Genomic DNA, 26901 nt, shown 5'->3' on the forward strand with positions numbered 1-26901 from the left:
AAATTATTCATTATTTAACTTCTGTATTTTTCTAATAATTCATTAAAAATTTCTAATTCTGCAGGTGTTAATTTATCTGCAAATTCATTTTCGTGTGCCAATACTAAAGGATCTAAAGCTTCTAAAACTTCTAGTCCTTTTTCTGTAATTGTAATTTCCATTTTTCTTTTATTCTCAGAACAAACTTTACGTACAACTAGTTCTTTTATTAATAATTTGTCAACCAATCGGGTGGTGTTACTAGTTTTAGCTAACATACGTTCTTGTATGCAAGCCATATTAGCAGGTTTTCCTTTTTGACCTCTTAAAATTCTTAATACATTATATTGCTCACTCGATAGGTCATAGGGTTTTAATAATTCCAAAAATTTATCTCCTACTACATTTCGGGTGAACGTAAGATTTAGAAGTACCCTTTTTGCTAGCGATAAGGTGACTGTACTTTTAATTTCTTCTTCTATTTTCATTTCTATAGAAATTTGATACAGCAAATGTAAAAAAAAATAACATTTGTATATACAAATGTGTGATAAAAAAATGTTAATTCTATTTTATGTAATAAGATAGGAAGGGAATATTATTTCTTTTTTTTGAATAAAGTGTTGATATTTAGTCTTTTATGTTTTTGTGTAAATGTTTTGTTATTTTGTGTAACTTTTATTTTCGACAAACGTATAATTAACGTATTTAAATTTAATCAATGTAAAAATGATACGACAGTGTTACTAATTAAAAAAGAAATTCTAAATTTTTACTGCAGTAAGAATTTCTATTGGTAATAAATGAAAGATAAACTTCCTTTTATCTGATTAAATTTTATTAAAATGTATTATTCAAACTAATTATTTATGACATCAATTGCTTCATTATGGTGGTTATTACCGTTGGTATTAACTATTGTGTTTTACAAATTTGTTTTAAGAGTATTCTTTGGAATGGTCATTGTACCAGAAGATAAGATAGGTTTAGTAACCAAAAAGTTTGTGTTGTTTGGGACGGATAAATCGTTACCAGATGGTCGAATCATAGCAACAAAAGGAGAAGCGGGGTTTCAGGCACAAACGTTGGCTCCGAGGATTGTATTGGGGGATGTGGATCTGGCAATATTCAGTTGATATGACCGCATTTACGATTATCCCAGAAGGTAAAATAGGTTTAATATTAAGTAAAGATGGGAAAGAAATTCCTACAGGTAGAATTTTAGCACGCAGAGTTGAATGTGATAATTACCAAGATGCTACGGGCTTTTTGGATAAAGGAGGGCAAAAAGGTCGTCAAACAGCCTTTATTACGAGTGGATCGTATCGTATTAATACGTATTTATTTGAGATCGTTATTGTAGACCAAATTAAGATTTTTGAAAACATGGTGGGAATTGTAACAGCACTTGATGGAGAGCCTATACCTCACGGTCAAATTGCTGGAAAATTTGCGGATGGACATAATAATTTTCAAAATTTTGATCGTTTTTTAGACCAAGGAGGGAATCGTGGTTTGCAACCACAAGTGATGTTAGCAGGATCTTATTATATAAACCCTTGGGCAATACAGATAGAACAAAATCCTATGACTGATGTTCCAATTGGTCACGTAGGTGTTGTAATTTCCTATATAGGAGAAGATGGACAAGATGTTACTGGAGAAACCTTTAAGCATGGTAATATTGTTTCTAAAGGACAACGAGGTGTATGGATGGAACCTCTTGGGCCGGGTAAATACGCATTAAATAGGTATACTACTAAATTAGAATTAGTGCCAACAACTAATTTGGTTTTAAATTGGGCAAATGCACGTAGTGAATCACATGATTTAGATAAAAATTTATCAACTATAACAGTACGTTCAAAAGATGGTTTCCCGTTTAATTTAGATGTGTCACAAATTATTCATGTGCCTGCAAACGAAGCACCTAAGGTTATTGCTCGCTTTGGTAGCATGACTAATTTAGTTTCTCAAGTATTAGAACCAACGATAGGAAATTATTTTCGTAATTCAGCACAAGATAGTGATGTAATATCGTTCTTAAGTACACGTAAAGAACGTCAGGAATCAGCAAAGGGGCATATAAAAACGGTTTTAGATGAATATAATGTAAACGCAGTTGATACCTTAATTGGAGATATTATTCCTCCTGAATCATTAATGAAAACATTAACGGATAGAAAAATAGCAGAAGAAGAGCAAAAAACCTACCAAACACAAAAAATGGCACAAGAACAACGCCAAGGAGTTGAAAAAGAAACAGCTATTGCAGATATGCAAAAAGAAATTGTTCGTGCAGCTCAAAGTGTAGAAATAGCACAGCGTACAGCAGATGCTACCGTTAAAAAAGCAGAAGGGGATGCTGCTAGTTTAAAATTAAATGTAAATGCGGAAGCAGAAGCAACGAAAATGCGCGCTATTGCGGAGGCAGAAGCAACTAAAGCAAAAGCAGCCGCTCAAGCAGAAGCAACCAAATTAAATGCAAGTGCAGAAGCCGAAAAAATATCAAAAACAGGTTTAGCAGAAGCGGAAAAAATTATGGCTATTGGTAAGTCTACAGCAGAATCATATCAATTACAAGTTTCCGCAATGGGAGGTGATAATTTTACTAAATATAAAATTACAGAAGAAATTGGTAAAGGAAATATTAAAGTAATTCCGGAGGTATTAATTTCAGGTTCAAATGGAACGGATGGAGGTGTTAGTGGTTTATTAGGTATGAAATTAATGGAACTTATGAACACAACTAACGATTCTAAAAAGAATAAAATATATATATGTAAGTTAAAAAGTTAAGGCTTGGATTTTTACAATCTGAGCCTTTTGTTAAATGTAATATTTTGTTACTTATTCTAATATAAAAGTATAATGATTAATACATAAATGAAATCTAAGATACAAATAAGCTTGTTGACTTTTAGTTGCCTATTCTATTTAATCTATATGCCACTTTCTTAATTTATTAAGCTCTTCTTGTTCTTTAATTTCTTCTATAGATAAAACTTTTAAAAAAGAAGGGTGTTGTTCTATAGCAAATTCAATTTTTTCTACGATAGACTCAATAGATTCGTTGTCATAATCTATTTGTAAAGGTTCTTTAATTGTAAAACTCTGTAGAATTCCTTTCTTTTTGGTTATCAGACCTTTTTGTCAAAAGATCTTCTAAAACCATCTATTACAATAGGAACAACAATAGGTTTGTATTCTTTTATAATATGGGCAGTTCCTTTTCTTACAGGTTTAAAGGATTTAGTGGTACCTTGAGGAAAAGTAATGACCCAACCATCATTCAAAGCAATTTCAATATTTCGAAAATCAGATAAGTTAACTTGCTTTTGTTCGTGTTTTTCTAAATCTTTACCATCTGCTCGCCAAGTTCTTTCTACAGATATAGCACCTACATAGGACATGATTTTAGTAAGCAAATTAGCATCTAGTGTTTCTTTAGCCCCTATGTAATAAAGATTTAATTTAGGTTTCCATAAGTACCAAATATTTTTTATATTGTTTTCACGTCCTTTTAAACTGGCATTAAAAACATGAAACATAGCCACCACATCAGCAAAATAAGTCTGATGATTGGATATAAATAATACATTCGTATTGGGTAAATTACGTATGATTTCTGATCCCTCAATGTTAAGTTGGTTAAATCCTCGGTACCTACGATGGGTACAAATTCCGAATAGAATAATAATCCATCTTTTAATAAATAATATATGTCCGAAAGGATTTCGTTTAAATAATCCCATATTTTTTTAATTTGGAGCAGGCAAATGTATGAAAAAAAAATTATAAGACTTTTTTTATGATATCTTTCAATTCGCTCATCATCATAGCCGTTGCTCCCCAAATGATATACCCATCTATTTTAAAAGCTGGAACCTCAATTTCATTTGCGTAAGAAGTGTTCATATTCAGATGAATAATATTATCATCATTTAAAAAATGTTGTAAGGGTAACTCTATTATATCACTAACTTCTTCTGGGTTTGGTTTGAATATAATTTCTTCATGACAAATCCCTAAAAAAGGCGAAACTAAATAATTACTAGGAGGAATATATACTTTTGTAAAAGATCTTATTACTTCTATTTGATCCTTAGATACCCCAATTTCTTCAAAAGTTTCTCTTAAAGCAGTTTCTGATAAGTTTTTGTCAAATGGCTCGACTTTTCCACCGGGGAAAAGCTATTTGTGAAGAATGTACCCCCGAGGATATGCGTTTCTAACTATTAAAGCTAAGTGAGTTAAATGGTTTTTAGGATAAAATAACATCATAACAGCAGCTTTTCTAGAAAGAATGTTTTCTATATTTAGTCCTTCTAAAAGTTTGATTCGTTCTGGAGGAATCATTTTGGAATGTGACTTTATTGCGGGAAGTGTTTCTTTTGCTATTTTTGGAATGTATTTTAAAAAAATTGGAAAATTCCATTTGGATCTAGTTTTAATAATACTATATAATCAATCGTGTCGTAAATGGTGCTATATTTAATCTACTAAAAATAAAACTATTTTTGGAGATATACAATTATTAAATGTTTTTAACTATGTATAGTAAAGAAGAAAGTATACAAATAAAGAAAGAATTTTGGACAAAATTTGCAGAAGCCTATCCTAGAAAATGGTTATTGTACAACACAAAAATAAAAGATGTTAGTTTTAAATTCTTTATAGATAATAAAAAAGCACAAGTTTTATTAGAAATAGAGCCTAGAGATGAAGAAAAGAGGAAAATATATTTTGAAAAGGTAGAATCTTTGAAAAATATATTATTAGAAGACTATTTACCAGAAGCCATTTTTGAACGTAATTATTACCTTGAAAATGGGAAAGTGGTAAGCCGTATTTGGGTAGAACTCTTAGAAATTAGTATTAATAATAAGTCAACTTGGGATCGTGTTTTTGATTTTTTTATGAACAAATGGATGCTTTTGAACGATTTTTTTATGAAAATGAAGATTATATAAAAGATCTTGAAATTAATACATAAAAATAGAACGAAAGATGAGACTGTTTCAAAAGAGGTAATCTTGTCATCTAAGAGAAAGGAGGAATCATATAAAGTGAATAATACAACATGTACAAAAAAGAGTTTGATTCTAGGACTCCTTTTTACGTAGCAGTGACAAGCTAAATGGTAATTTTTGAATAATTGTTCGATTAGAGGGAGAAATTATATGCTATTGATTATAAGACTCCTCCTTGTGTTGGAATGATAAACGATGCGTTGATTTTTAAATTTTTAAAGAGCCTTTTTCTTTAATCCATATTGCGTATTAAACCTCGTTTTGAAACAAAAAATCAATAAATTTAAATTTTTAAGGAAAATTTTAGAAGAAGAAATAGGATACTATTTTGAAGATTGACATTGAAGTACATGCTTGCTGTAATAGAGGGACTTCTCCATTCACTCCGCTCGAGTCTAATACGGAATAAGGTTGAAAATAAAATATAAACAGAAGGTGTCCTAAAAGTTGAAAATTTTGTTGCTTAATATCGTTTAGTTAACTAAGAAATACTTGAACGAACTAGATGAAATTATTATCACGTTGCTTATAAGTATTTTATTCTGTTTATTTTCTAAACAAAAATTGATATGATATTACTTTTTGGACACCTTTTGGAAAAGTTTTGTTAAAAAATTAAATCCCTAAATAATTACTAGGAGTAATAGCTTTAAGTTCATTTTTAATAGTATCCGAAACGTTTAATGTATCAATAAAAGCGTGTATAGCGTTTTTATTAATAACAGTATTCGTTCGAGTAAGGTCTTTTAAGGCCTCGTAAGGATTAGGGTAGGCTTCTCTTCTAAGAATTGTTTGAATAGCTTCTGCCACAACAGCCCAGTTTTTTTCTAAATCCTCTGCAAATTTTTCTTCATTTAATAGTAATTTATTGAGTCCTTTAAGTGTAGCTTCAAAAGCAATGAGAGAATGCCCTAAAGGAACACCTACATTTCTAAGAACCGTACTGTCTGTTAAATCACGTTGTAATCTTGAAATGGGTAATTTGGCAGATAAATGCTCAAAAATAGCATTAGCTATACCCAAATTACCTTCTGAATTTTCAAAATCAATAGGATTTACCTTATGAGGCATAGCACTTGATCCAATTTCACCAGCTTTTATCTTTTGCTTAAAATAATCCATTGAAACATACGTCCAAATATCTCGATCCAAATCAATCAAAATTGTATTGATTCTTTTTAAAGTATCAAAGAAAGCAGCCAAATGATCGTAATGTTCTATTTGTGTTGTAGGAAAGGAATGTTGTAAACCAAGTGTTTGCTCTACAAAATAAGATCCAAAAGCCTTCCAATCATGGTTAGGATAGGCAATTTTATGAGCATTGTAATTACCTGTAGCGCCTCCAAATTTAGCTGCGAAAGGAATCTTATATAATAATTTCAATTGTTCTTCTAAACGTTGAACAAAAACAAAGATTTCTTTTCCTAAACGAGTAGGAGAGGCAGGTTGTCCATGTGTACGAGCAAGCATAGCTACGTCTTTCCATTCTATTGCTAATTCTTTTAATTTTTCAATAATACGAGTTAGACTTGGTAAATAAACTTGTTCAAAAGCATCTTTTGTAGAAAGAGGAATAGCAGTATTGTTAATATCTTGTGACGTAAGCCCAAAATGAATGAACTCTTTATATTGTTCTAATCCCAATCTGTCAAATTGTTCTTTTATAAAGTATTCAACAGCCTTTACATCATGATTAGTTGTTTTTTCAGTGTTTTTTATCCATAATGCGTCGTCAGTTGAAAAATTTTGATAAATTTTTCGTAATGCAGAAAAAGTAGTATTTGAAATATCTTTAAGCTGTGGTATACCTGCTTCAACGAGTGCTATAAAATATTCAACTTCTATTAAAACACGGTATTTAATTAAGGCTTCTTCTGAAAAAAATGGAGAAAGACCAATCGTTTTATTTCTATAACGACCATCAATAGGTGATATAGCATTTAATTCTGTTAACTGCATTTTGTGTGTTGTTTTAAAAAGAACAAATATAGTTAGAATTCTTTTTTTAGATAAAGCATATTTTCTTTTTTTAACCCAGATTCCGCATTAGACTTCATTGTGAAACAAAATTTTTCAATAAATTCAAGTGCTCACGGAAAATTTTAGAAGAAGAAATAGTGAACTATTTTGATGATTGAAATTTGAGTACGTGCTTGAATTTGAAGAAAAATAAAGTTGAATAGATTTCTAATGCTGAATCTGGGTTTAACTATTAGACTTCGTTGTAAAACAAAATTCATACAAATTCAAGTATTCACGAAAAATTTAAAAAGTAATAGCAGACACTTTTTATAATTAAAATTAGTCTATGTATTCGAATTGTAAGGAAATAAAGAAAAACAGATTTTACTTCGCTAATTCATTTCGAGTCTAATGCGGAATTTAGACTAAATTTAGAATGCTAAGATTGTAAGAATAGGAAATAAACTATTATTTTCTCCTTTTGATTGTATACTTAATGTCAATAAAAATTTGAATAAAGTTAAAAGGGGATTATATATATTGTTATTATAGATGCAATAAGAAAGATTTAAGAGACTGCTTTTTATAGTATTAGAAATAAAAAGGATTTTGTTTTTTGATCTTAATATAGATTGTATAAAAGGTCGTAACTTTATCTATCTTCATCACAAAGTTTATCACATAATCTGGACTAAAAGTAGAGAAAGAATAGTAAATATTGGTAATGTTAGAAGGCTGTCTAAAAGTCAGTAATCTTATAATATAGATCAAAAAATGATAAAATTATAACATTCTTTCTGGCGTTGGAACGACAAACTAAATGTTGATTTTCTACTTTTTGTACAGCCTTTTTAAAATTTTAATAGCAATTATTTTTTAGAAGCTTTGGTTACTAGGTAAATACCTATAAGAATGAAAGGAACACTCAACCATTGACCAGTACTCATAATACCTAATATATTTTCAAAACCGCCTTGACTTTCTTTAACAGATTCCACAATGATTCGTATAGTAAATAAAGTAATTAAAAAGGTACCAAATAATAAGCCCTGTTTGTTTCTAGCATCTGTTTTCCAGTACATGTAAAATAGCAAGGCAAAGACAAAAATATAGCCAAAAGCTTCGTACAATTGTGAAGGATGTTTAGCAGGAATACTTTCTATTAAAGAAGCATATTTAGGGTTTGTGGTTAGTTCTGTATAGGCTTCTCTGTAATTTGTGATGCCAGTAGAGCTAATAGCTTCATTTTTAGAAATGGCATCTTGCACAAACTTTATTCCAAATATAGATTGAGTTTGATCACCCACAATTTCTGAATTAAAAAAGTTGCCTAATCGAACAAATACTGCTCCGCTTGCTACAGGTATTACGATTCTGTCTAATACCCATAAAAAGGCCTTTTGATGATATTTTTAGAATAAAAATACATGCAAGCAATTACAGATATAGCAGCTCCATGGCTGGCTAATCCTTGAAAACCAGTAAATTCAAATTCAGGGCTAAAACGAAAAGGTAATAATATTTCTTCTAAATGGTTTTTGTAATAACTCCAGTCATAAAAGAAAACATGTCCTAAGCGGGCTCCTAGTAAAACAGAAACTACCATCCAAATAAAAAGAGAATCTAATTTTTCAATTGATTCACCTTCTCTTATAAAGATTTTTTTCATAATGGCAATTCCTAAAGAAAATGCAATTACAAACATTAAACTATAAAAACGGATTGTAAAATTGCCTATTGAAATGCCATCTACTGGATTCCAAATAATAGCTAATAAGTGATTCATAAGTTATTTTTTCAAGTCAATCAAAAGTAGAATTATAAAAATAGAAATCCAAATCTACTATAAAAATAGTTTTGATTTAAATGCTAGAATCATATTTAGAAAACTTTTGTCTTTATCGTTTTTTAGATGCTTTAACCTATCTTTGTCCCATGCAAAATTTAATGTTTTTTCAGTCCTTTAAGAGGGATATATCAAGTATAATATTACCTAAAAAGTTTACATTTCCATTCTATTATGATCCACACGAGTTAAGCATAATAGCTAGTCAAGAACTGCAAACATATTTAGAAAATCAAAATGATTTTGAACATAATTTTGGTTTAAAAGAAGGACAAGAGGGACTTGTTATAGGTAAAATGTTTGGTGTTTTGGTATGTCAAAATTTAGCAGGAGAAATAGGGTATTTATGGGCATTTTCAGGTAAATTAGCAGAACAAAATCAACTTAATTATTTCGTTCCTACTGTATATGATATGTTAGATGCTTCAAGTTTTTATAAAGAAGAAGAAGCTAAGATTAATGAGTTGAATGAACAGATTAATTTAGCAGAAACAAAATTTGATTATCTTGAATCATTGTCTCTTTTAAAACAAATAAATGAAGAAGCAGAAAAAGATATTCAAAAGCAAAAGCAATACATAAAAGAGCAAAAAAGTAAACGAGAGGATTTGCGCAATCAAGCTTTACTTACAATGACCAAAGAGGAACAAGGATTGTATTTTATACAGTTGAGTGAACAGAGTAAAAATGAAGCCATTTTATTAAAGAAAATGACAAAATATTGGAATTTTAAAAAGAGGAAGCAAAAGAAAAAAAACAATATTTTGAAAATCAAATTTTATTATTAAAAGAACAACGAAAAAAATTATCAGCTCAAACACAACAACGATTATTTGCAGAATATTCTTTTTTAAATCGATTTGGAAAAACAAAAAGTATAGGCGAAATTTTTAATAATAATCCTCCTGCTGGTGCGGGGGAGTGTGCCGCACCTAAGTTATTACATTATGCTTTTAAAAAGCAGTTAAAGCCTTTATGTATGGCTGAATTTTGGTGGGGACAATCGCCTAAGAGTGAGGTACGAAAGCACAAACAGTTTTATCCTGCATGCAAAGGAAAATGCGAACCTATTTTATTAGGGCACATGTTAGAGGGGCTTGAAATAGATGAAAATCCATTTTATAATAATCCAGCAGAAGGAAAAGATATTAAAATTATATACGAAGATGATTATATGTTGGCAATTAATAAACCAGCAGAATTTTTGTCCGTACCGGGTAAACTAGTGTCAGATTCTGTATATGAACGAATTAAAAAAAAATACCCAAAAGCTACAGGGCCTCTAGTTGTTCATCGTTTAGATATGTCAACTTCAGGAATTATGTTAATAGCTAAAACAGAAGAAATTTATATAGCATTACAAAGTCAATTTATTAAGCGAACAGTAAAAAAATGTTATGAAGCCATTTTAGATGGTTTGCTTAATAGTGATAGCGGATTCATAGATTTACCATTACGAGTAGATCTAGAAGATCGTCCAAGACAAATGGTTTGTTATGAACATGGTAAGCCAGCCCAAACCAGTTGGGAAAAAATTTCAGTTCAAAATAATAAAACAAGAGTGAACTTTTATCCAATAACAGGACGTACCCATCAGTTAAGAGTACATGCCTCACATCCTTCAGGGTTAAATACAGCAATAGTAGGTGATGATTTATACGGTAAGAAAGCGGATCGTTTGTACTTGCATGCTAAATCTATAACTTTTGTGCATCCGATAACTCTTAACAGTTTAACTATAGAAACAGAAGCAGATTTTTAATTTATATTTTATAGTGGTTGAAAAAGATAAGAAAAATAATAAATCAATATTTAGTTTTAGAATAGTAACATTTTTATAATCAGTATTATAGGAATTTCGTTATTTAGTTCCTTCGTTCGAGCTAACCAAAACTAGGAACAAAGGAACTAAATGAAATTAAATGATACGAATGAAAACATTTTGTAAAATGAATGAAAACAGCTACTCTATGATTTTGATTTCAAATATTTTATCCCAATTTTTGCCCGTAACAAATAAAGTTTTGTTACTCGAATTATAAGCTATACCATTTAATACATCCAAATCAGGATGTTGCGTTACTTTTGTTTTTAATTCACTTAAGTCGATTACCGATTCTACAGCACCTGATACAGGGTTAATAATAACAATAGCATCTTTTTGGTAAACATTAGCGTATATCTTGCCATTTATCCATTCTAACTCGTTAATAGCAGGTACTTTTGTACTATTAGTATATACATTGATATGATCTACTTCTTTAAAAGTATTAGGATTTATAATGCTAATTCTTTCAGAACTATCAGTCATATAAAAATTTTTGCCATCTGTGGTTAATCCCCATCCCTCCATTTTTTTAAAATATTGGAAAGTTTTTTCTTTTTTAAATGTATTAGCATCATACACGTATCCCTCATTATTTAACCAAGTTAATTGGTAAATTTTATTATTTAAAAAAGTAATACCTTCTCCAAAAATAGATTCAGGTAACTCTATTTTTTGAATAACTTTCCCTGTTTTATAATCTGTTTTTCGAAGACTAGAAATTCCTTTTTGACCAGTAGATACACCTGAGCCGTTACCTGTGCCTTCATATAAAAAACCTTTGTAAAACTCTAATCCTTGTGTATAAGCCTTTAAATCATGAGGATAAGTAGCAATTAACTGATATTTTAAAAGTTTAGGCTCTTCTTTTGAAACTAATTCTACTCTAGATGTTAATTCTTGTACATCTCCTTCGTAATATACAATAGCTTTTAGGTTTTGATAACCTAATTTTGCTTCATTTAAGATATATTTAAAGGTGTTATTTCCTTTTGTTGATCCAATTCTTTTTTCGTTGCTAAAAAAAGAAACAGAATCAATATTCTTTTCATTTTTATTGGTTATAATGATGGGAATTTCATCACCTGGGTGATAAAGAGCTTTAAATTGCGACTCATCAATAGAAAATAAATTTTTTTTATCACCTTCGCAACCAGTTCCTATTACTAGTAATGATATGATTGTTAGTAAGTTATATTTTTTCATTGTATGTTTTTTTTCAATGACAATATACAAAAGGTATTTTGTTTCTCAAAAATGCTTGCAAAAATATAAAAAGGTTGTATATTTGCAACGGCAAGTCCTACACGACCAGCTCCTGCAAACTCCTCCGGGGTGGGAACGCAGCAAAGGTAAGCGGTTGTAGCGGTGCGATGTAGGTCGCTTGCCTTTTTGACCAGAAAATGTTTACACTATATAATCCCGATTTATTCGGGATTTTTTATTTTAGACAAAATTTTACTGCATGCAATTAACTTGGCAAAAGATTAAATTACCGTTAAAAGAAACTTTTTCTATAGCTTATGGGAATTATTCTTATAGAAATGCTTTGATTGTAGTTTTAAAAAAATCGAATACTACAGGGTATGGAGAATGTACCGAAATAGATTATTATCAAATTAAAATTGAAAATTTAATCGAAGAACTGAAAAAGATAAAAACTATTGTTGAAACTCAAAAAATAGTTCATCCTCTCGCGTTTTATGAGATAATTTCTAAGTCTTCTCTTTCTGCTTTTGTTTGTTCCGCTTTAGATTGTGCTTATTGGGATTTGTACGGGAAACTCGAAAAAAAAAGTTTTTTAGAGTTAAATAAGATAAAATCTGATGTCATACCCGAATCTTCTATTACAATTAGTGTGGATTCATTAAAAAATCAACAAGCAAAAATAAATGCGTCTTCTTGGAATAATTTTAAAGTGAAATGCAAAGGGTTGGAAAGAGAAACTCTTTATTTGTTATCTCAAATGAAAAAAAGTATAGCTATTGACTCAAATGGGAGTTTTACAAAAGAAGATTGTGAATGGTTGGAAAAACAAGAGTTTATTTCTGAGTTTGTTTATTTGGAACAACCTATGAAAGTTGGGCAATATAATATTTTGAATAGGCTAGGTAAGGCTAATTGGATGGCAGATGAAGATTTTCAAGATAGTTTGGATTTAAAACAATTAGAAGAACATTATAAAAGTATAAATATAAAGTTGGTTAAATGTGGAGGTTTAACTCCTGCTCTGAAAATTATTACAGAAGCTAGGAAAAGACAGTACAAGATAATGATAGGTTGTATGACAGAGTCCACCGTTGGTATTTCTGCTGGTGCAGTATTAGCTCCTTTAGTGGATTATGTAGATTTAGATGGTGCTAATTTGTTAGCATCGGATATAGCTCATGGGTCAGAAGTAATAATGGGTAAGGTTGTTTTGAGCGAGTGTCCTGGTTTAGGTATATCAATTAGATAAAGAATAGAAAAAAGGGAGATAAAAATAATGAATAAAAAAGTAATAGTTATTACAGGAGGATCTTCCGGTATAGGAAGAGCAGTGGGAGAGTTTTTACAGGATAAGGGGTATATGGTGTATGGAACGAGTAGAAATCCAGAAAAAAATCAAAATTCTAAAATTCCATTAGTTGCATTGGATGTCAGGGATGTAAATACTATAAATGAAGCGATAAAAAGAATTGTTGCTGAATCGGGTAGGATAGATGTATTGATTAATAATGCAGGTGTAGGTATTACGGGACCTATAGAGGAAATTCCGACGAAAGAAATGCGTGCTCATTTTGAAACTAATTTTTTTGGACCTATTGAGGTTATTAAAGCTGTTTTGCCGCAAATGCGTTTACAAAAATCAGGTTTGATTATTAATATAACTTCTATAGCAGCTTATATGGGGCTGCCGTATAGAGGGATTTATTCAGCCTCTAAAGGTGCTTTAGAATTGCTAACAGAAGCTTTGCGTATGGAAACAAAGCAATTTGGTATAGAAATAACGAATATTGCGCCGGGAGATTTTGCAACGAATATTGCGGCAGGACGTTATCATGCTCCTCTGATAAAAGGGTCTGTTTATGAAAAAGTGTATGGTGATACTTTGAAAGAAATGAATGATCATGTTGATGGAGGACATGATCCTATGGAAATGGCAAAAGCGGTTTTGAGTGTAATTTGTACTTCAAAACCTAAAATACATTATAAAGTAGGAGCTTTTATGCAAAAAACATCCATTTTTTTAAAAAGAATATTGCCAGACAAGGTGTATGAAAAAATGTTGATGAATCATTATAAGCTTTAGGTTTGTTATTATATTTTGACGGAATTGTTTAGAGTGATTATTATTTATATTAAAATTGAATTTGTAAATTTGCTTTAGACACAACTATAATTTAACATAAAAAAAAAGAGATGAAGTTTTTTATTGACACGGCCAATTTAGATCAAATTAAAGAAGCACAAGCGTTAGGTATTTTAGATGGTGTAACAACCAATCCTTCCTTAATGGCGAAAGAAGGTATTACAGGTAAAAATAATATTTTAAAACATTATGTTGATATCTGTAATATAGTAGAGGGTGATGTGAGTGCAGAAGTGAATGCGATGGATTTAGAAGGAATGATAAAAGAAGGTGAAGAATTAGCAGAATTGCATGAGCAAATTGTGGTTAAGTTACCAATGACTAAAGAAGGGATTAAAGCTTGTAAATATTTTTCAGATAGAGGGATTAAAACGAATGTAACATTAGTTTTTTCAGCAGGGCAGGCATTGTTAGCAGCAAAAGCTGGGGCTACTTATGTTTCACCTTTTTTGGGACGTTTAGATGATGTGTCTACAGATGGATTGAATTTAATATCAGAAATTCGTGATATTTATGATAACTATGCTTTTGAAACACAAATTCTAGCAGCTTCGGTTCGTCATACGATGCATATTGTAAATTGTGCAAAAATAGGAGCGGATGTTATGACGGGGCCTTTGTCTGCTATTACAGGTTTGTTAAAACATCCTTTGACGGATATTGGGATAGCGCAATTTATTGCGGATTACGAAAAGGGTAATAAATAGTTTTGATTAAAAAAAAGTCAATCTAAGATTTCTTGTAAGGAGTTAGATTAGATGAAACACTTACTAAATGATTTTTGGTAAGTGTTTTTTTGTATTTATTTGAGATTTTTGTGAATTATGAGTATTTTGTAAATGTTGTGTTTGTTGAGGTGGATAGTAGTTTTTGTTTGTGATGAAGAATAAAAGATTGTTGAATGTGGAAAAACTTTAAAAATTTTAAATCCATTACTTATCTAACTTTTTTGCATATAGTCAAATCCTCTGAAAATGACTCTGACCTATTTAGGAAGGTTAGGAAATATGGGTTTCTTCTTATTCAGATTATTCAATCTTTTTGCTTAATCCCCAACTTTTGTTCTTGATTCTTTTTGTGTTGAGGTATAAAAAAAACCGATAAATTATATTTACCGGTTTTTTTAGTGGGGAGAGCAGGATTCGAACCTGCGAAGGTTTCCCAACGGATTTACAGTCCGTCCTCGTTGGCCGCTTGAGTATCTCCCCCTCACGTATTTGTGATTGCTTGATTGCGTTGCAAATTTACATATCTTTTCTAGATAAACAAGGTTTTTTGTAGGTTTTTTTTTTTTTTTGTTGTTTTTTTGTAAGTTGTTGTTAATTAGTTGGGTAGATTTTGGTTTGAGGTGTAAATATTTAAATTTTTTTATAAAAAGAAGGTGTTCTAATAGGCGAACCCTTTTTTTCTGGGAATTACTTATATGAAAACTGCCTTCGATAGGTGTCCGAATGTTTTAGTAATATAAAAAAGGCTGTCTTTTTGGACAGCCTTTAACGAGATATATTTAAATGAGTTTTAAATGTGCAAAGCTCTCTTGTTAGTAGCGTCTAAAGCGGCTTCTTTAATTGCTTCGGCAAAAGTAGGATGGGCATGCGACATTCTGGAGATGTCTTCTGCGCTTGCACGGAATTCCATAGCTGTAACAGCCTCTGCTATTAAATCTGCTGCACGGGCACCAATTATATGTACGCCTAATACTTCGTCAGTAGCAGTATCTGCTAAAATCTTGATAAAACCATCAGTGTCAGCACTTGCACGAGCACGTCCTAAAGCTTTGAATGGGAAATTACCAGTTTTGTAGTTTTTGCCTTCAGCTTTTAATTGTTCTTCTGTTTTACCTACTGCTGCCACTTCTGGCCATGTATAAACTACCCGGGGATTAAGTTATAATCAATATGAGGTTTTTGACCTGCTAAATATTCTGCTACCATAACGCCTTCTTCCTCTGCTTTATGTGCTAACATGGTGCCGCGGATTACATCGCCAATAGCATAGATGTTTGAACTTGTAGTTTGTAAATGATCGTTAACTTCTACTTGCCCTCTTTCTGTAAGTTTTACACCTGCTTTTTCTGTATTTAAACCATCTGTGTAAGGACGACGTCCTACTGCTACTAAAGCGTAGTCTCCTTCAAGGATTAATTCTTGTCCTTTTGCATTATCTGCTTTTACGATTACGTCATTTCCGTTACGAGATACTTCTTTAACTTTGTGTGAAGTATAGAATTTCATTCCTTGTTTTTTTAATACTTTAGTCAATTCTTTTGATAAAGCACCGTCCATACCCGGAATAATTCTATCCATGAATTCTACTACTGATACTTGAGCTCCTAGGCGTAAATAAACTTGGCCTAATTCTAATCCGATTACACCGCCACCAATGATAATTAAATGTTTAGGAACTTCGGGTAATTTTAAAGCTTCAGTAGAAGTAATAATTCTTTCTTTGTCAATTTTTATGAATGGAAGGCTAGATGGTTTGGAGCCTGTGGCAATAATTGTATTTTTTGCTTCAATTTTTTCAATAGAACCACCTTCCTTTGTTATGTTCAAAGTAGTTGCATTTTCAAACGATCCAACTCCTTGAAACACGGTAATGTTGTTTTTATCCATTAAAAATTTAACTCCACCGCATGTCTGATCAACGACAGATTGTTTGCGTTCAATCATTTTTTGAAGATTAATCTTTACATCCCCAGAAACCTCGATTCCGTGATCTGCAAAATGTTGTAATTCTTCATAATGATGAGATGAAGCTAGTAATGCTTTTGAAGGGATACATCCTACATTTAAACAAGTACCTCCAAGAGTGGCATATTTTTCAATAATAGCCGTTTTCATTCCTAGTTGCGCACAACGAATTGCTGCTACATATCCACCGGGCCCAGAACCTATTACAACTACGTCAAATGAGCTCATAATATCTATTTTATGTTGTTTTAAAAAAGTTGATTGCAAAATTAATAATTTATAATAGAAAAAAATGAGATAATTTGTGATATTTAATTCTAATTAGGAACGACAAAATATATTTTCTTTTTTCATTTATAAAAACTTTTAATGATTCTATTTTTGTAGTATTAAAACGGGATTATGTGTTAATAATTTATTAATAAACAAAAAGAATTTGAATCTAAAAAATAGATTCTTTTTGTTCTTAATAAATGGTTCTAAAAGATCGAAATTTTGTTACTTATATAATAGTAAAAATCATAATATTGATAATGTAATTTTTTTGGTTGAAAAGATAGGCTACACCTTAAGTTGTTCCTTTTTAAAATAGTCATGTCTAGGAGGAAAAAAATCCGTGTATTTTTATTTTCTTTACCTTTTCATCCTCATTATAAAGTCTATCGCGTAATTTGAGTTGAAACATTTTTTTTGACTTTAATTTAAATTTAAGCACGTACTTCCTTTTTAATTATCAAGGATTTCTAAAAAGGTTTCAATTTTTTTCTTTTATATATGGTTTTATGATTAAATAGGTTTTCTGTAAGTATTTGATGTTTTAAAAAAAAGAATGATTTAGTTAGAACGACAATAATAGTTTAAAGTACTATTTTATCTAAATATCATATACTGTTGTGCTTTTTACTTCTCCAATCATGAATGAGGAATGCGTGCTTCCGATATGTTTAATAGATGTTAATTTGGTAACCATAAACTCTCGATATTCTTCCATATCCGCAACACAAATTTTTAAAATATAATCATAATCACCACTGACATGAAAGCATTCTAGGACTTCATCTAATTTTAATATGGCATTTTCAAAATCAGCAATAAACTCATGATTGTGTTGTATTAGTTTAATGTGACAAAAAACAACATAATTTTTATTTATTTTTTTCGATCAACGAGTGCTACGTATTTTTTAATAGTACCGTCTTTTTCTAATTTTTTTATACGTTCATACACTGCTGTAACGGATAAATTGAGTTTTCCAGAAAGTTCCTTTGTTGTTTGTTTACTATCTTCTTGAAGTAATTTCAATAATTTTTTATCTATGATGTCCATTTTTTTTAAAATTTTCTATAAAAGTATTATAATATATTTATATACCGAAAAAAAAACTAAAACTTTTGATTAATATTTAAATTTATTAAGTATTCTTATTTTTGGAAATAATTCAAAAAAAAATAATTAATGAAAAAATACACTTTTAGTTTACTTTTGATAGGGAGTATGACATTTGCACAAAAGTTGACTATTGAGGAAACTGTTACAGGTGGAAGAAAATTTGCACCAAGTACACAATTAGCGCAGCAATGGCGTAAAAATTCGAGAGCAATTACCTACGTAAGTCCTGATTTTTCAAGTTTATTAGAAAAAAGTGCTTCTAATGGTTGGAAAGAAACAGTTTTAGTTACAAAAAATGATTTTGAAGCGGCTTTAAAAAACAAAATAAATTTAGATGAGTTTTCGTTAAAAAGTTTTCCAACGATTATTGAATGGAAAACGGTTGATACTTTTGAAACAGAAATAGCAGGTAAAAAAAATAATTATAAAGTTACTTATGATATTGTTAATAAGAAGGTTTTAAATGTATTAACTTATAGTAATGAAGGAAGTCAAGCAAAATTTGCATCCAATGGAAACGTAGCTTGGTTAAAAGACAATAATATAAGAATTACAACTTCTTCAGGAAATGTTATAGATGTTACTAACGATACAAATAAAGGTATTGTTAATGGTTCTGATTATGTACATCGTCAAGAATTTGGTATTGATGGCGGTATATGGTGGAATCAAGCAGGAACCCAATTAGCTTATTACAGGAAAGATGAAACGATGGTTGCTAATTATCCGTTAACTAATTGGAATGAGCCAGAAGCAGTTAATAAGGAAATTAAATACCCAATGGTGGGGATGACCAGTGAAAATGTTACGGTAGTTGTTTTTGATGTAGCTTCACATAAAAAAATAACGATTCAAACGGGAGAACCCAAAGATCAATATTTAACGATGGTTTCATGGGAACCAACAGGGAAATATATTTTTATTGGAATTTTAAATCGACAACAAAATCATCTAAAATTTAATAAATACGATGCACAAACAGGAGTTTTTGTAAAAACTTTATTTGAAGAAAAAGCTTTGACTTGGATTGAACCACAACATTCATTGACTTTTGTACCGAATAATTCTTCAGAATTTATTTATCAAACAGATTACAATGGGTTTAATCAGATGTATTTATATAATACGGAAGGAAAGTTGTTAAAAAATTTAGGTTATAAAGAGGTAATAGTAAAAGAACTCTTAGGGTTTGATGAAAAGTCAGAAAAACTTAATTATATAGGAACTGCTAATAATGGATTAGACCGACAACTATATCAAGTTGATTTAAAAACAGGTAATACAATACAATTAACAACGGTATCAGGAACACATATAGCTTCTGTTTCTTCAGATGGTACTATGGTATTAGATCAATATAGTAATACGCTAATTCCTAATAAAATTTCAGTTATTGATATCAAAACAAAAAAAGAAACGGAATTGGTAAAATCGAATAATCCTTTTGAAGGAAAAATAGATATGCCTAAAATGGAGTTAGTAACAATTACATCAGCTGATGGTAAGACACCTTTAAATGGGAGAATTATTTATCCAGCTAATTTTGATGCTACTAAAAAATATCCTGTAATGATATATGTTTACGGAGGTTCACATGCGCAATTAGTTAATAATCGTTGGTTAGGAGGAGCGGGGTATTTTGATTATTATATGGCACAAAATGGTTATGTGGTGTTTACTATGGATAACAGAGGGAGTGATTCTCGTGGTAAAAAATTCTGTGATATAAATCATCGTCAGTTAGGAGTAAATGAAATGGCAGATCAAATGGAAGGGATTAAATTTTTAAAATCAAAATCATTTGTGAATCAAGATAAAATTGGCGTTTTTGGATGGAGTTTTGGTGGATTTATGACGACTAGCCTAATGACAAGCCAAGTTGATACTTTTAAGGTAGGTGTTGCTGGTGGTCCAGTAATTGATTGGAAGTATTATGAGATAATGTATGGAGAACGTTATATGGATACACCACAGGAAAATCCAGAAGGGTATGCTAAAACATCTTTATTGGATAAAGCTAAAAATTTAAAAGGACGTTTATTAATTATTCATGGTGCACAAGATCCTGTTGTCGTACAACAAAATAGTATGAATTTTATTGAGGCATGTATTAAAGCGGGTAAACAGGTAGATTATTTTTTGTATCCTAATCATGAGCATAATGTAGGAGGAAGAGATAGAATTCACATGTATGCTAAAATTGCGGATTATTTTGATACACATTTGAAAAGATAATTTATAAATTATGATGTTGATATAATTTATTCTAAAGTTAAATAGTTACATTCAGAAATAAAATGTATCCATAAAAGAAGCTTAAAAATCTGCTTATTTTTGAATTTTGTCCCCCTTTTTAAAGCTATTGTTCTAAAAAAGGGGGACATTTTTTAACCCAGATTTCAAGAAAGTATTGTTCTTTGACAAATGAGAGCTAACTTGCACTTGCCAGCGAAGCCTATGTATAAAACGTTGAATTTATCCCCTCCCAAAGTTTTGGATGAAATGTAAAAAGGCTTCTATTTGGAAGCTCTTTTAGACAATCAATGATCAAACACCATGTTGTCTTGTATAGAATAATTTTAGCTAAGTTGGATAGAATTCCGGATTAGGCTTCGTTTTGAAGCAAAAAATTTCAATAAATTAAGTGCTCACGGAAAATTGTAGAAGATGAAATAGTGAACTATTTCGATGAATAAAATTTGATTATGTGCTTGAATTTGAATAAAATAAAGTTGAATAGATTTCTAATGCTGAATTTGGATTTAAGCAGATTCGATATAAATATAGAAGAATAAAGAAGATCAAGAGACACGCAATTTTTTCTACTAAATGAGGTGTCTAAAAAGAACCAGTTTAAGGTGTAATTTGTGATTTCGAAAGAAGAGGTTATATTGTTGGAGTTATGTGATTTATTTTATTTGAGTTTCGCTTTGATTGAAATAAGATTATAATCTTTTAAGATATTTTGATTGAAGTCAAAAAACAAAGCACTTTTTTAGATTCAAAGTCATTTATATAGAATAAATCTTTAATGCGTAATTTGGTTTTATTATAAATAAGAGGAGTTAGTAAGGACTTAAATATTTATTTATGAATTTGTTTAGATAATGCTATTATTGAAAATTTCTTTGGTACACTTAAATCTGAACTTTTTTATATAAAAAAGTTTAGTAAGTATTGAACAGTTAAAAAGGAAATAAAACAATATATAAATTACTATAACAACGAAAGAGTCAAGTCTAATTTAAAAGGAATGAGCCCGATTAAATATCGAGCTCATTATTATCAAAATTAAGTTTAAATTTGTCTAAACTTTTGGGTGGAGTCTATTATTAGAGTCCTTTTTCGTTATAGTATTTGCTAAAGTAATTATTTTTTTGCTATTTTATCTACTATTAGCGTTAGCATCTGGCATTTTATCTAATAATTCAAGTTCAAAAATTAAATTAGTATTAGGAGGAATTATTCCACCAGCACCTTGTGCTCCGTAACCTAGATTTGAAGGGATGAATAAAACAGCTTTGTCTCCGATATTCATTTTTTCTAATCCTTCTAAGAAACCCGGGATTAAGCCATCTTTTTTACCAATTTGAAAAGGGAAAGGTTGGTAGCCTTTAGCTGCTGCTCTACGTTCATCTAATTTACCAAAAGTTTTGGCTACTTGTTCGTAACTAGTGTCAAATAGAGTTCCATCTTCAAAATAACCAGCATAATGAACATATACGGTAGATCCTGCTTCTGGTTTTTTACCTGTTCCTTTGGTAACTATTTGGTAAGTTAAGCCAGTATCTGATTTGTTGGCATTTACTTTTGCTTGGGCAAAATAAGCAGTTTTATCGGCTTTAACTTTTAGTAATTTAGTTTCCATTTCTTTTTGGGCTTTTATTTCTTTGTCAACGCTTTCTCTGAAAATTTTTGCGGCATCAAATTTTTTAGCTTTTGCCCCTTTTCTTATAATTGTTATTTTGTTTATTACATCGTCTTGAGCAATTTTATTTACTATATCTTGCCCTGTTACGACATGACCAAAAACAGTATGGCGACCATCTAACCAAGGTGTGGCCTTATGGGTAATAAAAAATTGGCTTCCGTTAGTACCGGTCCTGCATTAGCCATAGAAAGGATTCCTGGTCCTGTGTGTTTTAAATCGGATACAATTTCATCTTTAAATTTATATCCGGGTCCGCCACTACCATTACCATCAGGATCTCCACCTTGAATCATAAAATCAGCAATTACACGGTGAAATTTTAGACCATTGTAAAAAGGTTTTCCTGTGTATTTTGTATTTACCATAGGATTTTTTCCTTCAGCTAAAGAAACAAAGTTGGCTACTGTGATAGGGGTTTTTTCAAATTCTAGTTCGACTACAATTTTTCCTTTACTCGTTTCTATTTCGGCAAATAATCCTTCGCCTGTTTGTTTTTCACCTTTTGAATTACAAGATGAAAAAGAAAATAAAAAAGTAAAAAGACTTAAAATTAAACTTATCATTTTTCTCATTTTAGTTAATAATTGATTTTTAGTTATTATTTTTTTCTATATCTATAGGAGGGTTTGTTTTGTTATTTTTTTCTTTTTAATATCATGAAGAATAATAGTACAAATTAAAGGTTGATTAGTTCCTATTTTATTGTTATCTCCATGGTATCCAAAAGCTAAATGGGATGGTAATAAGAAGGTTACTTGTTCTCCTTTTTGCATTAGTTTTATTCCGTCTTGCAGACCTTTAATAAAATCTTGTTGGTCTACTTTGTAAGTCTGTGGTTTTAGTTCAGTTTGAGTATAAATTATGTTCCCTTTTATATCTTTAATTTCATAATTAAAAAAAACAAGATCTCCTTTAGTAGGTTTAGGTTGTTGGGTTGTATTTTTAATATTATAAAAATACCAATATCCTTTTGTAGAACTTGTATATTGATGGGTAGTGTCTTTTTTTATAATGTTAATGATTATTTCTTCTTCATTTTTGTTTAGTTTTTTATTACGATCAATAGATTGTTTCATGAACTCACCTGTTTTATGAGATATAGGTTTTCTAGCTTCTTGTTTTTGTGTACAACAAGTTACTAAATTCATGCTAAGGATTATTAATGTAATGATTTTTAATCTTTTCATTTTCTTGTGTCTTTAACAATGCTGATAAATTTATTTACAGTTTCTTCTAAACTTAAAGTTGATTTTCCGCCAGCAGCATTCAAATGTCCACCTCCATTAAAATAATTTCGTGCAAATTGGTTAACATCAAAGCTTCCTTGAGAACGGAATGAAATTTTAATGATTCCTTCTTCTTTGTTTTCTATAAAAATGGCGGTAAAGTCTATCCCTTTTATACTAAGACCATAATTTACAAAGCCTTCTGTATCTCCTTTTTGATGTGAAAAATGATTTAATTCTTCTTGGCTTAATGTAATATAAGAAGTTTTGTGATTTTCCATTAGTTGCATATTCTGCAAGGCTTTTCCTAATAATTGTAATCTATCATAGGAACTAGTATCAAATAGATTATTGTGTATTTCGGCATTTTTAATTCCTTTTTTATCAAATCGGCAGCTACTTTATGCGTAGTACTTGTGGTAGAAGAAAATCGAAAAGAACCCGTATCTGTTACTAATCCAGTATAAATACAAGTAGCAATAGTGGTATCTATTAGTTTTTCATATCCTATAAAATGAATAAAATGATAGATCATTTCACAAGTAGAACTCATAGAGGTATCAGAATATTGATAAAGGGCATAAGAGTCAGGTAATTGATGATGATCAATCATGATAAAAGTTTTATCAAGTGTGGATAAAAAACTTTCCATTAAATCACCTGTTCTGTGTAAGGCATTGAAATCGAGTGTAAAAATTAAATCGGAAGAATTTAGCTCTTTTTGAGAACGTAGACTATCTTTTTCATAAATTAATACCTGCTCGGAACTAGGTAGCCAAGCTAAAAAACTAGGAAAATCATTGGGAGCTATTACTGTAGCCTTATGTCCTAATTTTTTTAGAAAGTGATATAAGCCTAATGTTGACCCCATAGCATCACCATCTGGATTGCGATGAGGTATAATTGTAATATTTTTTGGTGTAGCTAATAAATCTTTTACAGCTATAATTTCATTTGCATTCATCATAATGCCAAAAATAATATTTTTTTATTCAAATACATGCTGTAGATTTATAAAGATTATAGAGATTTTATCATTTTTATTTTAAAGGGTGATGAAAAATAATGTTTTTATATTAGTATTACTTAAACCCCAATTCATATAGTGCCCATTGTGCATGACTAATACCTAATAAAAGCGCAACTTCTTCTGGAGTTAGCCCTCCTAATGATTTTATATTATTTTTTGGTTTCATTTTTCAATTATGTAGCAAAAAAATAATACAAATATTTTGCTACATCTTGTTGTTGCATTTTTTCGAAACTTTGATAAACTTTCTTTTTATTAAAGTGGGAGTAAATGTAATATCTTAGCTAAAATTATTCTATACAAGACAACTTTATACATAAGCTTCGCTCGTAAGTACAAGTTAGCTCTCATTTGTCAAAGAACAACGCTTTCTTGAAGTTTGGGTTGAAAAGGGTTAGAAAAAAAGATTGCTTATAAAATAAGAGCAATCTTTTTCTGTTTAATATAAAAGAACCTTTTGTTTTGATTTATTTTTCAAAATAATTGGTTTCTTTTCCGTTTGATTTGATTTTAATAAGTGTTGGTTTTTTATTTCCTTGACAATGTACAGTATCGGTTCCATTTACATAATCAGCACCTTTAGACCAAGCTTCGGTTTGTTTGTATATGGTTGTTTTTCCCGATTTGGTAATACGTAATAGGTTTAATTTTTCAGTATTGATGTAAGATAATTCTATTTGATCATTTTTATTTTCTCCATTAATAGCGATTGTGTTTATAGGACTTAATAGGACAAGTTTTTGATCTTTATTATCTATTTTAAAAACGGTTTTGTCTCCATTACTTTCTACTATATATTTACTATCTTCATAAATAGCTCCTTTGGCCCAAGCTTCTTTTTGGGGTAAAATAACGAGTTCTTTTTCATCTAGTGTGATAATAGCAACTCTTTTACCTTCTTTTTCAGTATGGTAGATAGAATAGTTTTTACCATCAAAAGCTTTGTAAATAGATGTGTTACTAGCCTTTTCAATTAATTCATCATCAATATTAGCCTCCTTATTAGCTGTTGTATCTACTTTTGCAAGCGTATCATTTTTAGTGCTATTATTATCTTGAAGCGTATCATTTTTTTTGCAGCTTATAAGGCATATTAAAAGACCTAAACTTAAAGTTATTTTTTTCATTGTTTTTATTTAGAATTATGACAAATTTAATTATTACAGTTTTTAAAATAAATAATTAAATGTAGAAAGATTTAATAGAATGAAAGTTTTTTTATTTAAAAAATTAAATAGTCATAGAAAATAATTGTGTTTGAGGTGTTTTTCTTTTTAATCTTAGATCAAATGCCATACAAATATTACGAACAAAAGGTTTTCCTTTTTCAGTAACAGTTATGGCGTTAGGTTGAAGAATAACTAATCCGTCTAATTCCATTTCCTTTAATTGTTCCAAAATGGTTGAAATATCGTCCAAATATAAGTGCTTAGTATTCCATGATGTGGTAAATTGACACATTAAATTAAGTATGTGTTTACGAATAACTAAATCTTCTTTTGATAATATATGCCCCTTAGATACAGGGAGTTCATCATTTGCTAAAGAAGTATAATATTCTTCAACTGTTTTTTCGTTTTGAGAAAAACTATACCAACTATCACTAATAGAAGAAGCTCCTAAACCGATCATTAATTGTGTTTTTGAGGCTGTATAGCCCATAAAATTACGGTGTAGTTTTCCTTCTTGTGAAGCTATATATAGAGAATCTTTTTTTCGAGCAAAATGGTCCATTCCTATTTCATGATATCCTTTTTATATAAAAGTTGTTTTCCTATTTCATATAATTTTCTTTTTTCCTCGTCTTTAGGAACATCTTCGTCATTAAATCCTCTTTGTCCACTTCCTTTTATCCAAGGAACATGAGCATAACTATAAAAGGCTAATCGTTCAGGTAAAAGGGATTTTGTTTTTTCAATAGTGTCAATAATATTTTCTACTCCTTGAAAAGGGAGGCCAAAAACTAAATCATGTGATATAGAAGTGTATCCTATTTCTCGTGCCCATAAAGTTACTTTGGCTACATTTTGAAAAGGTTGAATCCTATTAATGGCTTTTTGTACTTGTTGACTATAATCTTGTACACCAAAACTTACTCTACGAAAACCTAAATCATAAAGAGTTTGTAAATGGGAGCGGGTTGTGTTATTAGGATGTCCTTCAAAACTAAATTCATGATTAGGAGCTATTTTAGCTTTTGATAAAATGCCATTAATCAGTAAGGAAAGATTTTCCTTTGAAAAGAAAGTAGGCGTACCCCCTCCTAAGTGGATTTCCTTTATAATGGGAGTTTCTTGAAAAAGATTACAATATAAATTCCATTCCTTTAATAAAGCTTCTATATAGGGTTTTTCTACTTCATGACGTTTTGTAATGCGTTTATGACAACCACAAAAGGTACAAAGGCTTTCACAAAAAGGAAGGTGGATATATAGACTAATACCTTCTTTTTGATTGCTTTCTTGAAATGATTTTAATACTGTTTTTGTCCATTCGTTAACACTAAATTGCTCATTTTCCCAATAAGGAACAGTTGGATAACTTGTGTATCGAGGTCCGGGCACATTGTATTTTTGTATTAATGATGTTGACATACCTAATAGTTTACATAATCAAAGGTAGTCTACAGTAAAGG

General features: G+C 30.1%; 16 protein-coding genes, 1 tRNA gene, 1 other RNA gene and 10 pseudogenes. 11 read left to right on the top strand and 17 right to left on the bottom strand.

What is annotated here, in order from left to right:
- Window positions 1–14: 14 nt before the first annotated feature.
- Window positions 15–467, bottom strand: coding sequence for a MarR family winged helix-turn-helix transcriptional regulator (locus JJC05_RS14730; RefSeq protein ID WP_105196900.1), 453 nt, complete (start codon window positions 465–467; stop codon window positions 15–17).
- A 381-nt stretch (window positions 468–848) separates the two neighbouring features.
- On the opposite strand from JJC05_RS14730, the gene JJC05_RS17680 reads away from it, so the two are divergent.
- Window positions 849–1115 (top strand): hypothetical protein, encoded by a 267-nt coding sequence (locus tag JJC05_RS17680; protein WP_258929284.1) that lies wholly within the window; start codon window positions 849–851, stop codon window positions 1113–1115.
- A gap of 1 nt (window position 1116) precedes the next feature.
- Window positions 1117–2778 carry an SPFH domain-containing protein gene (locus JJC05_RS14735; protein WP_258929285.1) on the top strand — a complete coding sequence of 554 codons (1662 nt, stop codon included), beginning with the start codon at window positions 1117–1119 and terminating at the stop codon, window positions 2776–2778.
- 138 nt (window positions 2779–2916) lie between these two features.
- Here JJC05_RS14735 and JJC05_RS14740 read toward each other — a convergent pair.
- The 4 genes and pseudogenes from JJC05_RS14740 to JJC05_RS18540 form a co-directional block, all read right to left on the bottom strand.
- Window positions 2917–3734: pseudogene (locus tag JJC05_RS14740) on the bottom strand (lysophospholipid acyltransferase family protein).
- A gap of 40 nt (window positions 3735–3774) precedes the next feature.
- Complete coding sequence (locus JJC05_RS18530; protein ID WP_309597353.1) at window positions 3775–3897, bottom strand: hypothetical protein; 123 nt, start codon at window positions 3895–3897, stop codon at window positions 3775–3777.
- 90 nt (window positions 3898–3987) lie between these two features.
- Window positions 3988–4110, bottom strand: a pseudogene (locus JJC05_RS18965) (coenzyme A pyrophosphatase); the annotation flags it as partial.
- Window positions 4111–4173: 63 nt separating this feature from the next.
- A complete protein-coding gene (locus JJC05_RS18540) occupies window positions 4174–4338 on the bottom strand; it encodes a hypothetical protein (protein WP_309597354.1) in 165 nt (54 codons plus the stop codon).
- A 194-nt stretch (window positions 4339–4532) separates the two neighbouring features.
- Between JJC05_RS18540 and JJC05_RS14750 the strand changes: the two are divergent.
- A pseudogene (locus JJC05_RS14750) lies at window positions 4533–4975 on the top strand (DUF4268 domain-containing protein).
- A gap of 652 nt (window positions 4976–5627) precedes the next feature.
- On the opposite strand, the gene purB reads toward JJC05_RS14750, so the two are convergent.
- Complete coding sequence (gene purB / locus JJC05_RS14755) at window positions 5628–6971, bottom strand: adenylosuccinate lyase (protein ID WP_105196904.1); 1344 nt, start codon at window positions 6969–6971, stop codon at window positions 5628–5630.
- 872 nt (window positions 6972–7843) lie between these two features.
- Window positions 7844–8760, bottom strand: a pseudogene (lgt, locus tag JJC05_RS14760) (prolipoprotein diacylglyceryl transferase).
- An 80-nt stretch (window positions 8761–8840) separates the two neighbouring features.
- Here lgt and JJC05_RS18545 point away from each other — a divergent pair.
- Together JJC05_RS18545 and JJC05_RS18550 are read left to right on the top strand one after the other, a co-directional pair.
- Window positions 8841–9608 carry a hypothetical protein gene (locus JJC05_RS18545; RefSeq protein ID WP_309597355.1) on the top strand — a complete coding sequence of 256 codons (768 nt, stop codon included), beginning with the start codon at window positions 8841–8843 and terminating at the stop codon, window positions 9606–9608.
- Window positions 9609–9799: 191 nt separating this feature from the next.
- On the top strand, window positions 9800–10582 hold the full coding sequence (locus tag JJC05_RS18550; protein ID WP_309597356.1) for an RluA family pseudouridine synthase: 783 nt from the start codon (window positions 9800–9802) through the stop codon (window positions 10580–10582).
- A 201-nt stretch (window positions 10583–10783) separates the two neighbouring features.
- Here JJC05_RS18550 and JJC05_RS14770 read toward each other — a convergent pair whose 3' ends face one another.
- A complete protein-coding gene (locus tag JJC05_RS14770) occupies window positions 10784–11851 on the bottom strand; it encodes a glutaminyl-peptide cyclotransferase (protein ID WP_105196519.1) in 1068 nt (355 codons plus the stop codon).
- A gap of 88 nt (window positions 11852–11939) precedes the next feature.
- Here JJC05_RS14770 and ffs point away from each other — a divergent pair.
- The 4 genes from ffs (at window position 11940) to fsa (ending at window position 14704) form a co-directional block, all read left to right on the top strand.
- Window positions 11940–12038, top strand: an RNA gene (ffs, locus tag JJC05_RS14775) — signal recognition particle sRNA small type.
- Between the two features lie 72 nt (window positions 12039–12110).
- Complete coding sequence (locus JJC05_RS14780) at window positions 12111–13103, top strand: enolase C-terminal domain-like protein (protein WP_088393821.1); 993 nt, start codon at window positions 12111–12113, stop codon at window positions 13101–13103.
- 27 nt (window positions 13104–13130) lie between these two features.
- Window positions 13131–13937 carry an SDR family oxidoreductase gene (locus JJC05_RS14785; RefSeq protein ID WP_088393819.1) on the top strand — a complete coding sequence of 269 codons (807 nt, stop codon included), beginning with the start codon at window positions 13131–13133 and terminating at the stop codon, window positions 13935–13937.
- Between the two features lie 110 nt (window positions 13938–14047).
- Window positions 14048–14704, top strand: coding sequence for a fructose-6-phosphate aldolase (gene fsa / locus JJC05_RS14790; protein ID WP_088393817.1), 657 nt, complete (start codon window positions 14048–14050; stop codon window positions 14702–14704).
- 420 nt (window positions 14705–15124) lie between these two features.
- Here the strand turns inward: fsa and JJC05_RS14795 are convergent.
- The 3 genes and pseudogenes from JJC05_RS14795 to JJC05_RS14805 form a co-directional block, all read right to left on the bottom strand.
- A tRNA-Tyr gene (locus JJC05_RS14795) sits at window positions 15125–15205 on the bottom strand.
- Window positions 15206–15515: 310 nt separating this feature from the next.
- Window positions 15516–16918 (bottom strand): annotated as a pseudogene (lpdA, locus tag JJC05_RS14800) (dihydrolipoyl dehydrogenase).
- 646 nt (window positions 16919–17564) lie between these two features.
- Window positions 17565–18016 (bottom strand): annotated as a pseudogene (locus JJC05_RS14805) (Lrp/AsnC family transcriptional regulator).
- Window positions 18017–18145: 129 nt separating this feature from the next.
- On the opposite strand from JJC05_RS14805, the gene JJC05_RS14810 reads away from it, so the two are divergent.
- Window positions 18146–20314 (top strand): S9 family peptidase, encoded by a 2169-nt coding sequence (locus JJC05_RS14810; RefSeq protein WP_105196828.1) that lies wholly within the window; start codon window positions 18146–18148, stop codon window positions 20312–20314.
- Window positions 20315–21176: 862 nt separating this feature from the next.
- A pseudogene (locus tag JJC05_RS18970) lies at window positions 21177–21374 on the top strand (IS3 family transposase); the annotation flags it as partial.
- A gap of 90 nt (window positions 21375–21464) precedes the next feature.
- Here the strand turns inward: JJC05_RS18970 and JJC05_RS14820 are convergent.
- The 6 genes and pseudogenes from JJC05_RS14820 to hemN all read right to left on the bottom strand — a co-directional run bounded on the left by JJC05_RS14820 (window position 21465) and on the right by hemN (window position 26860).
- Window positions 21465–22582, bottom strand: a pseudogene (locus tag JJC05_RS14820) (peptidylprolyl isomerase).
- 42 nt (window positions 22583–22624) lie between these two features.
- Window positions 22625–23197: a gliding motility-associated peptidyl-prolyl isomerase GldI gene (gene gldI, locus JJC05_RS14825; RefSeq protein WP_235877718.1), complete on the bottom strand. Its 573-nt coding sequence runs from the start codon at window positions 23195–23197 to the stop codon at window positions 22625–22627.
- A pseudogene (locus tag JJC05_RS14830) lies at window positions 23194–24203 on the bottom strand (DHH family phosphoesterase). Before JJC05_RS14830 ends, gldI begins: the two are co-directional and overlap by 4 nt.
- 115 nt (window positions 24204–24318) lie before the next feature.
- Window positions 24319–24432, bottom strand: coding sequence for a helix-turn-helix domain-containing protein (locus tag JJC05_RS14835; RefSeq protein WP_123901302.1), 114 nt, complete (start codon window positions 24430–24432; stop codon window positions 24319–24321).
- Window positions 24433–24733: 301 nt separating this feature from the next.
- Window positions 24734–25393, bottom strand: coding sequence for a hypothetical protein (locus JJC05_RS14840; protein WP_235877720.1), 660 nt, complete (start codon window positions 25391–25393; stop codon window positions 24734–24736).
- A 103-nt stretch (window positions 25394–25496) separates the two neighbouring features.
- Window positions 25497–26860, bottom strand: a pseudogene (gene hemN / locus JJC05_RS14845) (oxygen-independent coproporphyrinogen III oxidase).
- Window positions 26861–26901 lie beyond the last annotated feature (41 nt).

The organism is Flavobacterium davisii (assembly GCF_019565505.1).
Classification (GTDB): Bacteria; Bacteroidota; Bacteroidia; order Flavobacteriales; family Flavobacteriaceae; genus Flavobacterium; species Flavobacterium davisii.